Consider the following 12914-nt stretch of genomic DNA (forward strand, 5'->3'; position numbering starts at 1 on the left):
TATTCGCGGGTTGGTTACCGCATGACGATGTGTTCGGCTGGAGCGTATCGGTGGTCTAGTTTCGAGCGTCGACAGTTGAGGCCCGTCTGCTCATAGCCCAGTCTCGGGTTAGCTCCGCGTGCTGCCGAATCGCGTTGACTCATCCACCCCTGGCCCAGCGGGTCGCCGTTAAAGGCTCAGCAAATCACCCGGCAGGATCCCAGCCGGGGACACTAAAGACATCGTGAACGCCCACCGGGGTTAAGGGAATGCAGCAGCTGCTGAACACCCTTTAAACTCCGCATTGCGGGCTGCTGACCGCACTACAAGGCCGGTCAGCAGCCCGCGGCATGCCATCGGTGACACTCTACCTAGCCTTGGTGACGGCGGACGGCGCCTGAGGGGGTCGGTTACCGTGGTACTGCGCAACGACTCCGGAAAGGAATCTCTCATGGGTAAGAGCTCCACGCCACAGAAGCTGTCTCTGACCGGATCCGTGGCCCTTGGGACGGGAGTGATGCTCGGGGCGGGGATTTTCGCTCTCGTGGGGCAGGTCGCCGAGCTGGCCGGTGGCTGGGTGCCGTGGGCGTTCTTCGCCGGTGCCGTGGTCGTGGCTTTCAGCTCTTATTCGTACATCCGGTATTCTGCAGCGGACCCGTCCTCGGGCGGGATTGCGATGCTGCTTAAGGCCGCCTACGGGCCAGGAGTGGTCGCTGGGTCCTTTTCGCTGTTCATGTATGTGTCCATGATCCTGGCTGAGTCCTTGCTGGGCCGCACCTTCGCCACCTATCTGCTGCGGCCCTTTGGTTTGCAGGGCTCGGTCCTGTGGGTTCCGGTCCTGGCGGTGGCCGCGATCGCGGTCGCTGCCCTGGTGAATCTGGTGGGCAACCGGTGGGTTGAGGGATCGGCCACGGTAACGGCGGCGATCAAGATTATTGGTATCGCCGTGCTGGCCATCGCGGGTATCCTCGCGGCCGGCGTGTCGTCCCTGGGCCGGTTGTTTACCGTGGCGGACCGCACGCCGCCGGATCAGGGGTGGCTGGGCTTCCTGGCCGGGGTCACGCTGTGCATCCTGGCGTACAAGGGCTTTACCACGATCACCAACCAGGGCGCTGACCTGCGCAACCCTGAGCGCAACATCGGCCGGTCCATCATGATTGCCATCGGCCTGTGTACCGCGCTCTACCTGCTGATCACCGTAGCGGTCACCGGCAGCCTCTCGGTCGAGCAGATCCTCGGGGCCCGGGACTATGCCCTGGCCGAGGCCGCCGTGCCGACCTTCGGCTCCTGGGGCGTGACGCTGACTGTGGCGATCGCTGTGGTCGCCACGCTCTCCGGACTGGTGGCCAGTCTGTTCTCGGTCTCGAAGCTCTATGACATGCTTCGAGACATGGGGCAGGTCCCCGGGCTGCCCGGGCAGGAGGGTCACCAGTCGCTGTACATCACCGCGGGACTGGCCATGGTGATGGCCGCGTTCTTCGACCTGTCCCAGATTGCCTCTCTCGGAGCGATCCTGTACCTCGCTATGGACATCGCCATCCACGTTGGTGTAATCCGCCACCTCAGAAGGGACATCGAGGCCAAGGTCTGGATCCCGTGGACGGCCATCGTGCTCGACACCGCCGTGCTCGTGCCGTTCGTGCTCATCAAGGCCCAGTCGGATCCGGTCACCATAGTCATCACCGTTGTCGTGGCCGCAGTGATCACTCTTGCCCAGTGGCTTGTGGTGCGCCACCGGCGTCGGGACGGCGCACCCTCACAGCAGACCTCCACCCAGGACCACCCTCACTGACGTGTACGCTCACACGGATGGCAGGGGCAAACTCGCGGACAGCGTCGTTTCACAGGATGGTACTGGTTCCTCTTCCTGTTGGCTCGACCGGGAACGGGGCCTGTCTACCGTGCGGGTCCGGGTGTGACTGGTCCGTTTCTGTGGCTCAAGGGTCTCAGTCATTGTTTGGTGGGCACGTGTCGATCGTCGAATTGGCGGGCAATCAGGACATCGGTGCTGGAGTGGGCAAGGATCGACAGGACGATGACCAGGGCGATCAGGTGGAAGACCTGGTCGGCCAGGCCAATACCGGATTCAAGGACAATGAGGCCGTAGACGACGGAAGCGAAACCTTTGGGCCCGAACCACATGGCCGCTAGTTGCTCTCGCCTGCCCAGCTTGGAGCCGAGGAATGAGACAAACAGAGCTGCGGGGCGGGCAGCGACAATGGCCAGGACCGCGAAGATCCATCCGGCCAGCGGGATCTCCCCGAACAGGAACGCCGGTGTGATCAGGGCGCCGAAGACCATGATCGCGGCGAGCTTGATCAATTCCGTGATCAGTTCTCCGAACTGTTCAAATTCGTGCCGGAGCCCCCTGCCCGCGGTAGCGACAGTGACACCGGCGGTGAAAGCGGCGAGGAAGAGGTTCGCGTGGGTGGCATAGCAGATGGCCAGCACCAGCAGGCCGATGGAAACCGCGAGCAGCGGCTGAAGTGACCTGGTGGCCTGCAGGAAGGGAAGCCGCTCCAGCAGCAGGACACCATACGGAACCAGGATTCCGACAACGATGCCCAGGCCGAGTTCCTCCGCCAGTTGCCACCCGTGAGCGTCCGTGCCCCCGGTCAATGCCAGAAGCACCAGGACGATGGGAAGTGCAATGCCGTCATTGAGGCCTGATTCGACGTTCAGCAGGTGACGGAGCCGGGCCGGGACTTCCTCGCGTCCCACGATCGCAGCCGCAAAAACGGGATCGGTAGGGGCGAGGACGGCACCTAAGAGGAATGATTCCAGCCAGGGCAGCCCGGCCACGAAATGGGCCAGGAGGGCCGTAAGCACCAGAGTAATGGGCAGGCCAAGCAGCAGCGCTCTGCCGGGCAGCCGCCACGCACGCCGAAGGTCGGAGACCCCCGCCCTCATGCCGTCGGTGAAAAGGACCGAAAACAGTGCGAGCTCTGCCAGGCCACCCACGATAGGGTCGCCGGGTCCAATGTGAAGAACGCCCAGCACGCCGCCGCCCAGGACAAAGCCACCGAGCAGGAAAAGGACAGCCGTGGACAGCACCGTCCGGTGCGCGCGCTCGGAGACCAGCACAGCGATCATCAGGAGCACGGCAAAGACCAGGACAAGCGATGCCGACATCATCACCTCCTACGAGCCGCCCTCGGGTGGCGGCCGAACACTCACCGGCAGCGGCCAGTGCGCTGAACGTTCCGATTCTCAGACCGGCTTCCGGCCAGCCTAACGGGAAGACTGGGCGAACGGTCATGGCGTCTTCTGGCCGTGGCGCCGTTCAAAAGACCAGCAGGCTCTTTTCCAAGCCCGGTCGGGGCGTCAGAGGTCACGCAGCCGGCAGCGTCCGACTGCAGTTTTGTTTCCCGGGCCGGACAGGCACGGGGCCGGTGGGCGGACTTCCTGCGCCATGCCAGCCGGGCGGGGTCGTGTTCGCTGAGATCACTGGGTTGTGCGGAAAGGGCGCCTCAAGCGCCGCTAACGACCGTCGCGGGTGATGATTCCTGTAGGCAGGTCGCTTCAAATTAGGGGTGTGCACGCCGGGAAGAACCTCTCGGAGATGACGTCATCGCTTCGGCAACAATCGACAGACTCATCCACCACGCCAGACGTCATCGCTCTCAAAGGCGCCAGCTGCCGCGGACGCCACCACACCAAACGCACGCCTACCCCACAACCCACCCACTGGCAGCCTCCGGACCTGGCGCGGGTGACCCTCACCGCGACCCTGCAGCCTGGGCAGCGGCCGAGGCTCGTCACGTTCGTCGCTTAGGGCTGGTCGGAGGTCCGCTCGCAACCGGCAGTCGCTGAACATATCACCGTCGCCCTCACGGCAGCGGGGCAGAGCGGGTGGGAGGGGCTGGCGATTCCGGCCAAGGGCTTGACCGCCCCAGCTATTATGGGCACGCGTTCTGGGACACAGAGGCCTACACGTGCTGCAGGCGCTCACCTACACCGCACCCCAGGCTGCGCGCGACGCACTGGCGTGGCGGCACTCGATCCTGCCCCAGGCGCGTGAGCGGGCGGCCCAGCTCGGGCTGGCCGAGGCGTTGTTTCCCTGGCGTACGATTGCCGGGCGTGAATGTTCTGGCTATTGGCCGGCCGGACGGGCTTCCTCCCATCGACGACCCAGCCGATGATGCCCGCGACCATGGAGCCTATCGTTCGAGGAGCCTCGGACAAGGCGTCCGGCTACCGGTCTATTCGTACACCGGAAGACCGCCCCGTGTTCTTTCCTTAGGAGGTCTTGGGCCGGACGACCAGGACAGGACATGGCGCGTGGTCGATGACCTGGGTGCTGACCGAGCCCAGGTGCAACCCGGGAAATCCCCCATGCCCTCGGGAGCCAACGACCACAAGATCCGCGTCCTGGGCCGCGTCGAGTATTGCCGATGCCGGTGAATCACTGTTAACGACCTGCCCGGTGGCGGTCACCCCCTCATCTGCAGCAGACTTCAGCGCCTCAGCCTGAAGCGTCCCTGCGATCTGCTCCGGGGACTCTTCATCGGCGATTCCACCCGCCGCCGTTTCCAGCACAGCCGGATACCAGGCCATCGGCGCCCTGTTCCATGCCGTGATCAGGCGGAGCTGACCGTCGCGCTGCCGGGCCTCGTCCACCGCCCAGCTCAGCGCTGTCTGAGAATGTTCGGAACCGTCAAACCCCACCACAATCGTGAACGCGCTGTCACTGCTCATTTGTCTTCCTTTCCCTAGCCACAAAGTGCATCCTAGCCCCAACGTGCCCGCACCGTTCAGAATCGGAAGTGCGACGGTCGGCGCAGGCACTACAGCCGCTCGACACTGCCGGAGAGATTGGGTGCATGATATGAATTCCGGACCTCCGATGCCGAAGGCGGCGTTCCATCCCAGGACCGCCGCTCACCGGGACAAGGGACGGGGTAAGCTCCGCCTGCGTGATGCGGTGGCGATGGCAGTCGGAGGTGTCAATTTTCACTCGGCGTTGACACTCGGCCCTGAAAAGCTGCCCGGCCGGCAGCGCCACGGGGTTCAGCGATGCCGCTGCTCTCCTCCCGAGTCCTGCGCCGTCTCAGGCCGTTCACGGTCACCCATTGGGGCAGTTTGGTCATCGCGGTTCTTTGTTGGTGACTCCTTCCGGAGGGCTTTCCAGCGTGGAGGCGTCGGTGTTCGCTCCGCAGACGATCACCGCTATGCGTTCGCCGTCGCGGGGGACGTAGGCTCCGGAGGTGACCGCAGCGGATGCCGCCGCTGCACCGTACTCGGCGGGGATCCGATAGTCGCTCCACAACTGGGAGCGGGCGGAGACGATGGCTGTGTCGTCCACTAGTACCGAGACCGGCGGAACGCGGGACGCCATATCAAATGCGATCTGGCCTACCCGTCTGGCACCCAGGGAGTCCGCTGCGATTCCGGAAACGGGCACGTCGACCGGGTGTCCTGCGCCCGGGTGTAGCCTGAGGTCTGGAACACGGTTCTTGCCTGGATCTGGGGAACAGCTCATCAGCCGGGTCGAAGCTCTCCTAGAGAAGGAGCCCGTCAGTGTCGACCATCTCCCATGCCCATCGGCCCGGTAACTCCCCACGGCCCTCCGGACGACAGCTTTGGTGCAGCGGGTGCCGAACCGACCTGCGCCTGGTCATCGATTCCATCGAGCCGGGTCCCGCTCTTGATGAAGGATTCGTTTAGGTTGCCTACACCTGCCTGGACTGCGAGTTCTTCTACGCCCACCCCGCCACGGTTGCCCAGGTCTGTGGTCAACCCATGCACACGGCTGGCTCCGAAACACGCAGCGTCTATGCCCCGGTGACCACGGAACAGTCCGGCGAGCCCGTCCTGGACGTCTATCTCCGCACCCGGGTTCTGAAATGTGCGTGTAAATTCCAGATGGAAATACCGGACTGAACCTCCACCCCCGTCCACACAACAACCACCGATGGAAGGTGCCGCCCATTAATCAACGGTGCCGTCGGTGGCAGCAGGTCAGCCGTAGACCGCCTGAGCAGTCAGGGCACATTCCGGTGTCCGGGATTGACGCTGTGCGGCGGCGGTCCGGTATGAGACGATTCCCGAATGAACCAGAACAGCTCCGGTAAAGCAGGGCGCCACCCGGTCCGGGGTTACGCCGACAGCACCGGACATCGTCACCATCACGAAGTCCTGACCAGAGAGCAACTGCAGGCGCTCGGGCAACGGCGGAAGGACGCCGAACAAAAACTCGAACGCCACCAGCTGGAGGCACGGAGTAAGGAAAGTCTTCACGAAACAGCCCCGAACCCTGAAGGCCCGGCGGACAGCCGCAGCTGACCGTGGAAGGGTTAGCCCGGGATCACTTCTCGTGGGCAGGTTCAACGGCGTAGCATGAGCCGTGGGGCCGCGAACTGTTCAGCGGTGAACCGCCGCGGGGTTGTTGACCGGAACAGTGGCCCGGTAAGGCCTTGGAGGCGCCCATGCACGTCATTATCAATTCAGACCACAACGTTTCTCTTTCCGAGACGTCCAGTAGCGAGATGTCCTCGACGGTGGAAGCCTCGCTCGGACGATTCGATTCGTACTTGACGCGGGTGGAAGTTCACTTGAGCGATGAGAGCACCGGCGATGACATCCGCTGTCTGCTCGAGGCCCGGCCGGAGGGCCTGAATCCGGAAGTCGTGACCAACAATGCGTCCTCGGTGGACGATGCGTTGAACGGGGCGCTCCGAAAGATGGTGAGCGTGCTCGACACCACCTTTGGGCGGCGTGACCACCGCAAAGGCGGCACTCCGATGGGCGGGGTCGAACCCGGCTAAGCCGGCGAACCATGGGCACCAGTAATCACGACGACGCGCCTTTGCACCGACCTGGACGCAATCAGCGGCGAATCCAAAGATGGATATCCAGGCTGGCCCGGGTGACGCAGGACCGCGGCGCGCAGGAGCGGAAACGGATCGGACGGTGGGAGAACGAGGGCGGATCCCTGACCACACCGGAGACAAAGGATCAGCAGAAAAGCACCGGCGAGGAAGGTGGAGATCCGGCTTCGGGCGCCGGGAGAGGTTCAGGTTGATCATGATCCGGTCGATCATGGCGCAGTCTGCCACGCAGAAAGGCGTCTGATAAACCGGGTACTGCCGGGCCGCTCGATGGCTACGCAGCACTTCTTGAACATCGGCTTCTTCGGCCAGCAGTCCAACGCCGTTGCCCGGTCCGGCCAGGACATGGCGGCGGGTGACGGAACGCATCGGTCCCGCCGATCTCCCGAAGAAGGATGTCCGCCACGGCAGCGTTAGTCCGATCTACGTGGGGGACTCACCACCATGGACGAGAATTCTTCTACCGCTCCGTCACGGTTCACAGTCTTTGGTCGCGGCAGTTACACCGAAGCGCTGCGGATCGGTGCGATTCTCCGCAAGGAAACACTGCTCTCATCGCACTCATCTGGGCCAACTCCCCGGCGTCCGAGAGCTACTTTGCGGTACGGATTTTAGGTGCGGTTATGCGCCCTGGCACCTTGAACTCAGCCTTGGTGCCTGGGTTGCGGACGGACTGTTGGCGGTCTTTTTCTTCCTGGTGGGTCTTGAGCTCAAGAGGGAGTGTGTGGCCGGGGACCTTCGGCAGCTGGACAAGGCGAGTGTTCCAGTCACAGCCGCGGCAGGCGGAGTGATGGTTCCGGCCCTCATCTACGCTGCGGTCAACTTCGCCAGCCCCGAGACTTTGCGGGCTCCTCGGCCCTGCTGCGGGGAACCGCCAACGAACCTGACCTGACGATGAAGGTCACGGTCAACGATCGGGCCGACGTCCGGGAGCTGCTGCGCCGGCTGGAGACCTCCACGCTACCGGACCTGGCCACCGCCCTCGAAGCGCCCTTGACACGGAGCCGGGTGCAGATCGATGTCACCGGACGATCCCAAAGCACCGGGACCGTGGTCCGCTCCACCGGCACCGTCCTGCAGTAAGCAGCGTCATGGTTGCACTCCCTCGACGGCGGGGACGCCGGCAAGGCACGCCGTGTACGGCTCTGGACGTGCGGGTAGGGGCTGCCGTTGAACATGGCGGCGAAGTCCGGCGACTTTCTCGGTGACGGTGGCCTGGTCACCGTTGACGGTGACCAGGCAACACCAACCCTGCCAACCAGTCCCAGACCAGCCACACCAAGACTCACAGCCGGATATTACGACGAATTCACAAGCTGCCCCCTTGGCGATCGGGTGCTCATTCTCGTGCGTGCCGGTCAACTCCGGCGCGGCCAGCGTAGGTAGACACCACTCTCGCGGTCCCCTTCACCGGTGCCTCATAGATGTGGATGGCGGAGTCCGGTGCTTCCATCGCGTGCACGACGGTTCTCACCGGGCAGGGCTGGCGCGCGGTCAGGGCGCGATGGTGGATCTCGGTCAGGTAGATGTCGGTGGTATTCGCGGAGGGCAGGACGGCTTTGCCGGATATGACGGGCGGCGATCAGGAAGAGCACCGGGAGGAAGGCATTGCCCCCGAAGATGTCGCTGTCATGGCGAGGTTGTCATCGGCCTGCTTGATGGACACGCTCCGGTCTTTCCGGCGCTCATCTTCGCTCCGCCGGCGCTTCCGCTTGCCCTTCCGCCGCCTTCAGGCTTCGCAGGCTATGGGCCGGACCATGGGCGGTATTTGCCTGCGGGTATCAGAGGTTTGGGCTGTTTTCGACAGCGTCTGCGAGGTCCTTGAGCCGGCTCCGTTCGGCCGGGAGGTATGTGCTGGCGTCGATGGCTCCGCGCAGCCGTTCCAGCTGTTCACGGATCTGGTGCCTGTACAGGCCGTTTTTGTCGCACCATGACACCTCCTGTAGAAGGAACAGGAGCCTTCCGACGACGGCAGGGTCACGGATTCCGTAAAGCCTCACCTGTCCCACCGCGAGCTCCAGCAGATCCCCGAACCCCGGCTGGGCGAGGATGACCCTGACGGTTCCGTCGTCATCGGCGAGCAGGTCAGGGCCCGGGTTACGGTCGGCCAGCCGGCACAGCAGCCCGGAGAGATGGCCGAGCACGTGCATCGCCGTCGTCGGATCGTTGATGCCAGGCGAGAGGGCGCGGGCTGCGACGTCGGCGAGCTGGCGGAAGCCGTAGCCGACGTCCTGGACATTGGTGCGTTCAGAGTTCGTCTCAATCGCGGCGTTGATCTTCTCCCGGAGCTGATCCGAGACCTCGGGAGGCAAGGCCGGTTTGGGTGCCAACGGCCAGGCAGTGGCAAACGGGGTTCCCTCGATCAGGGAGCTGCCAGGCTCGCGGTCGACCCGGATCACGGCGTCCGCCTCGACCGCGGCCTGTAGCAGGGCTTTTTTGTTTGCGGCGGTGAGGAAGCCGGAGTGAGAGCAAAGGATGCGGACACCCCCGCTTTCTGCCGTTGGTTCAGGCGGAGGTGCCGGCCGGCCGGCGGGAAAGACACGGTCCATGCTGTCCCGGGTTTCGCCGGTGACGCGTCGCATCATGGTTTCGACGCGGATCTCGCGCGTCAGATGGGCCAGGAACAGCACCAGTGACATGATGCTGGCGATAGCGAGGGCGTAGGCGACGGTGACGGAGAGTTCAGGTACGAAGGACGGGCCCTGGCTGGATTCAGTCCGGACACTTCTCAGGACCGCCAGAGCGAACGCGAAGGTCGCCAGGAACAACGCCAACGTCGCGTGGACGAACCCGTCACTGGTGAAGGTCCGCAACAGGCGCGGAGAGAACTGGCCGCTGGCCAGCTGAAGGGTCACAACGGTGAGGGAGAAGGTCAGCGACGTCACTGTGATCAAGGACCCCGCGATAGTCTGCAGCACCGCCCTGGCTGCCTCCGGACCACCGGCAAAAAGCAGGACAGCGACCCCTTCAGGCAGCTGGTCGTCCACGGCGGCGTCCAGTGCAGGAAGGGCTCCGCCCAGAATCACAGCCACGACCACAGCCGCAGCAGGCAAGGGCCACAACTGCGTCCGCAGCATGTCCCATACCCGAGCCATTCTGCCGTTAGTCATAACCACCAGTTCCCCTCCTAGCGTTTGGCGGCACGCCTGGTGCTTCTGCCGGGAACGCCGGTCGCGGCCTTCTTTCTAACACATTCCTCAGCCTGCTGGCCATACATGCGAGGAGAGTTCCTCCGCCGCAGCCGCCAGGACCGGCCGGTTCGGACTCGGCATAGGTCCGCCAGCGGCCCGGCCGAGTTTCGATGACCGGGTACCCCGCCGGCCGGGCGCCGGTCAGCCGGGAAAGGCCCAACAGCCTGTTGTGCCCGTCACACTTCCTGCCTAGGCTGGCAGTGGTGGGCCTTTGGTTCCTGCGCGCGGTTCCCACGCCGTTAATAAAAGATGAAGACCCCTGCCAGCCGAACGCCGTCGAGCGCGGATCGGGCCCATCCTGGGTCAGTAAACCAAATCGAGCATTGGAGTACACCGGTGAGTGCAGATGAAGCCCGAGAATTGCTAAAGCTCAGTGATACTGAGCAGACCGTGGCACTGGGTGAGGTGGATATCCGCGGCTATCAGGTCAAATCACGTGACGGCGAAGATATCGGCAAGATCCAGGACCTTCTCATCGACCCGGTGGATAACAGGGTCCGGTTCCTGATTGTCGCCTCCGGAGGGTTCCTCGGGATCGGAAAGGAACAATCGTTCATTCCGGTGGACGCCGTCACCGGAATCAACGAAGACCAAGTCAACATTGACCAGACCCGCGAGCACATCGCCGGAGCACCCCAGTACGACCCCGAACTCAGCAGCACCCAGGCCTACCAGGAAGCGGTCTACGGCCACTACAACTACATGCCCTATTGGACTTCAGGGTACGTCCTGACCGGATATCCATTTCCCCGCTAGCACCGGCCGGTTCCAGCAATCCCGGACGAGACCGCGCCGCACATGACTCCTCCCCACGTGCAGCACGAAGCCCCAGGCAAGGACCTGGCGGCCGACCGGGCTCCGGTCCGCGCCGGTTCCTGAAAGACCTAAACGTCACCTGGTTCCAATGAGGCCTCGAACCGGACCCTGTCATATTGAGGCACCCAACCGCCCTTCCCCAACCATTGACCATGAGGCAACAGGGCAGGGGCTTTGACTTTCTCATGGGTGGGTGGTGGGTGGGTGGGCGGTGGATGGATGGCTGTCAGTCTGACTCTCCTGGCTCTGACCGGGTCCAGGACTCGTTATGATCAGTCCGGCCCCGCCTCTCGAGGCAGATCTGCAGGAAGGCTTGGTGTTTTGCTGGGTGGACCTCCAGCGCCGGGCCGGGGAACTGTTTGCGGGGGGGTGGCGCCCAGGTCGGATGGCCCTCGGCGGGGAGTGTGGCTGCCGCCGCGATAGGTGCCACGTCCAGGGAACAATGAATGACCTCGGCCGCGTGAGTATGCCATGCTTCCGTCATGCCTTACTACGTTGAGTACACCATCAAGCAGACTGCCGGCATCCGCTCCGCGGTGGATGGAGCCTCACTGGGGGAAGCCTTGGTTAGTGCCGGCGCTGCGCTGGCCGAGGCAGGGGCCAGATCGGCGGTGATCCGCTTCAGCGCAGTGGCCAGCTCTGAGTTCGGCAGCGGCAGCGTGCTCGCCCGGTATTCGCAAACCGCCGGCTGGAGCGACGGAGGGTAAAACTCCTGAGAGTCGATCCGGAGCGGATGAACGTTGGGAAGTGCGGTGGTCATCGTGTGAGCCGGTTGACGGCTCTCTGATCATTGGGTGTTGTTTCAGGTTTCCTGCCAGGGGTGCGGCAGTCGCGTATCTGTCGGTGGTCAAGTCCTTGGTACCGTAATCACATGCGACACCAAGGGACTCGCATCGGCTGTTCAGGACTGTTCACCTGGGCCAACCCGGCCCCGGCCCCGCCCCCTGGCCACCATCGCGGTCCACCCGGGACGTTCCCAGGTAGAGCCGGGCACCGAACAAATGCGAGGTGCAGCACATCGGCTACTGAGTCGGCCAGCGCTTGTCATTCGGTGGTTTGCCCGGGCCTTGAGGATGGCCCCGGGGCCCCGGATGGGTGGCGAAGTAACTTGTAGTGCCAGCAATCATCAGGAGAAAACCGATGATCCCAACGATTGCAAGCTGCGCGGCGATTCCAACGACTACCAGTGCGAAGCCGCCGATCAGAGCTAGAACGCCCAAGACCCTGCGTGCTGAGCGCCGGTGGGATGACCACCTCGATTCCAGAACGTGGGCCAGATCCGGGGCGTCGTGGAGCAGTCCTTGTTCGAGTTCCTCAAGGCGTCTGCGCTCAAAATCCGATAATGCCATTGCCGTTCCTCCTGCCCGCCGTGGTCGGCGCGTACAGCTGGATAGCCTGGCGGCCGGCAGGCCCGTTCTTTTCATTATCGGCCCGTTCACCGACCCCAGCCATATGGTCAGGGTCCCGATGCCTGAGTTTCACGGCGCCTGGCCTGGATCCCCGCAGAGACCAACGCACCCGGCCAAGGCCTTGGGCGGGACCAGGCCATGGCGCCTTGACATGCCCACCGGAGGGACCCGGAACCTGCGGCCCAAGATGCCTAGTCCGGTTGGGGTGCGGCTCGACTGCCAGCAGGGGGTGAAGCTGCAGAAATCCAGGAATCTCACGATCACTTCAAAAAGCGAAAGGTCGAGCTCGGAACTTGCGGACGGGCCTACGGGAGACCGTGCATTCCCGAGCACGCCTGCATACGGTGCCCAATGCTCCGCCCCGGTCCTTTATAACGCCCCGTCTGGAGGAATTGATCGAGGCGCTCATGCCGTCACCAGCAGGGAAACACCAGTGATTTCCGCGTTATCACCACCCTCGTGGCCCCGGACGCAGCACCGGTACAGGACCCGGCAGGTCTCTACGGCGGCGCCGGGAAATCGAGTCCTGTTTCAACGAACTCAAAACCCATCCGCGCGGCCCCGGAAACGTTCTGCGCTCCAAAACGCCGACGGAGTCCTCCAGGAAATTTACGGCTACCTCGGCGTGCACAACGCCCTGCGGTCCCTCATCGGCGAAGTCGCACTGCTTTTCGAGGAAGATCCCTAAC

Annotated in this window: 11 protein-coding genes and 3 pseudogenes; 8 read left to right on the forward strand and 6 right to left on the reverse strand. The window is 63.8% G+C overall.

Translation table 11 applies throughout. The features are described 5' to 3' along the window. The first annotated feature begins 430 nt into the window (after nucleotides 1-430). On the forward strand, nucleotides 431-1771 hold the full coding sequence (locus FYJ92_RS09070; RefSeq protein ID WP_185263536.1) for an APC family permease: 1341 nt from the start codon (nucleotides 431-433) through the stop codon (nucleotides 1769-1771). A gap of 158 nt (nucleotides 1772-1929) precedes the next feature. Here FYJ92_RS09070 and FYJ92_RS09075 read toward each other — a convergent pair whose 3' ends face one another. After that, nucleotides 1930-3111, reverse strand: coding sequence for a sodium:proton antiporter (locus tag FYJ92_RS09075; RefSeq protein ID WP_185263537.1), 1182 nt, complete (start codon nucleotides 3109-3111; stop codon nucleotides 1930-1932). A gap of 803 nt (nucleotides 3112-3914) precedes the next feature. Here FYJ92_RS09075 and FYJ92_RS18815 point away from each other — a divergent pair. Continuing rightward, a complete protein-coding gene (locus FYJ92_RS18815) occupies nucleotides 3915-4121 on the forward strand; it encodes a hypothetical protein (protein WP_255482366.1) in 207 nt (68 codons plus the stop codon). A 97-nt stretch (nucleotides 4122-4218) separates the two neighbouring features. On the opposite strand, the gene FYJ92_RS09085 is transcribed toward FYJ92_RS18815, so the two are convergent. The 3 genes and pseudogenes from FYJ92_RS09085 to FYJ92_RS09095 form a co-directional block, all read right to left on the reverse strand. Next, complete coding sequence (locus FYJ92_RS09085) at nucleotides 4219-4677, reverse strand: universal stress protein (RefSeq protein ID WP_185263538.1); 459 nt, start codon at nucleotides 4675-4677, stop codon at nucleotides 4219-4221. Nucleotides 4678-5065: 388 nt separating this feature from the next. Then, nucleotides 5066-5401, reverse strand: a pseudogene (locus tag FYJ92_RS09090) (threonine/serine dehydratase); the annotation flags it as partial. Between the two features lie 539 nt (nucleotides 5402-5940). Beyond that, nucleotides 5941-6219: a hypothetical protein gene (locus tag FYJ92_RS09095; RefSeq protein ID WP_185263539.1), complete on the reverse strand. Its 279-nt coding sequence runs from the start codon at nucleotides 6217-6219 to the stop codon at nucleotides 5941-5943. Nucleotides 6220-6407: 188 nt separating this feature from the next. Here FYJ92_RS09095 and FYJ92_RS09100 point away from each other — a divergent pair, with 188 nt between their 5' ends. The 3 genes and pseudogenes from FYJ92_RS09100 (at nucleotide 6408) to FYJ92_RS09110 (ending at nucleotide 7892) form a co-directional block, all read left to right on the forward strand. Continuing rightward, nucleotides 6408-6746: a hypothetical protein gene (locus FYJ92_RS09100; protein WP_185263540.1), complete on the forward strand. Its 339-nt coding sequence runs from the start codon at nucleotides 6408-6410 to the stop codon at nucleotides 6744-6746. Nucleotides 6747-7253: 507 nt separating this feature from the next. After that, nucleotides 7254-7656, forward strand: a pseudogene (locus tag FYJ92_RS09105) (Na+/H+ antiporter NhaA); the annotation flags it as partial. 47 nt (nucleotides 7657-7703) lie between these two features. Further along, nucleotides 7704-7892 carry a hypothetical protein gene (locus tag FYJ92_RS09110; RefSeq protein ID WP_185263541.1) on the forward strand — a complete coding sequence of 63 codons (189 nt, stop codon included), beginning with the start codon at nucleotides 7704-7706 and terminating at the stop codon, nucleotides 7890-7892. A gap of 698 nt (nucleotides 7893-8590) precedes the next feature. Here FYJ92_RS09110 and FYJ92_RS09115 read toward each other — a convergent pair. Continuing rightward, on the reverse strand, nucleotides 8591-9919 hold the full coding sequence (locus tag FYJ92_RS09115; RefSeq protein ID WP_185263542.1) for a DUF2254 domain-containing protein: 1329 nt from the start codon (nucleotides 9917-9919) through the stop codon (nucleotides 8591-8593). Nucleotides 9920-10336: 417 nt separating this feature from the next. Here FYJ92_RS09115 and FYJ92_RS09120 point away from each other — a divergent pair, with 417 nt between their 5' ends. Next, the gene (locus FYJ92_RS09120) at nucleotides 10337-10756 is read left to right on the forward strand and encodes a PRC-barrel domain-containing protein (RefSeq protein WP_255482367.1); all 420 of its coding nucleotides are present in this window, start codon (nucleotides 10337-10339) and stop codon (nucleotides 10754-10756) included. A 542-nt stretch (nucleotides 10757-11298) separates the two neighbouring features. Next, nucleotides 11299-11523, forward strand: a complete 225-nt coding sequence (locus tag FYJ92_RS09125; RefSeq protein ID WP_185263544.1) for a hypothetical protein — start codon at nucleotides 11299-11301, stop codon at nucleotides 11521-11523. A gap of 315 nt (nucleotides 11524-11838) precedes the next feature. On the opposite strand, the gene FYJ92_RS19305 is transcribed toward FYJ92_RS09125, so the two are convergent. After that, nucleotides 11839-12240, reverse strand: a complete 402-nt coding sequence (locus FYJ92_RS19305; RefSeq protein ID WP_370526255.1) for a DUF3040 domain-containing protein — start codon at nucleotides 12238-12240, stop codon at nucleotides 11839-11841. Between the two features lie 414 nt (nucleotides 12241-12654). On the opposite strand from FYJ92_RS19305, the pseudogene FYJ92_RS19010 reads away from it, so the two are divergent. Next, a pseudogene (locus tag FYJ92_RS19010) lies at nucleotides 12655-12910 on the forward strand (IS4 family transposase); the annotation flags it as partial. Nucleotides 12911-12914: the final 4 nt, after the last annotated feature.

It is taken from the genome of Pseudarthrobacter sp. NBSH8 (assembly GCF_014217545.1).
In the GTDB taxonomy this organism is placed as follows: Bacteria; Actinomycetota; Actinomycetes; order Actinomycetales; family Micrococcaceae; genus Arthrobacter.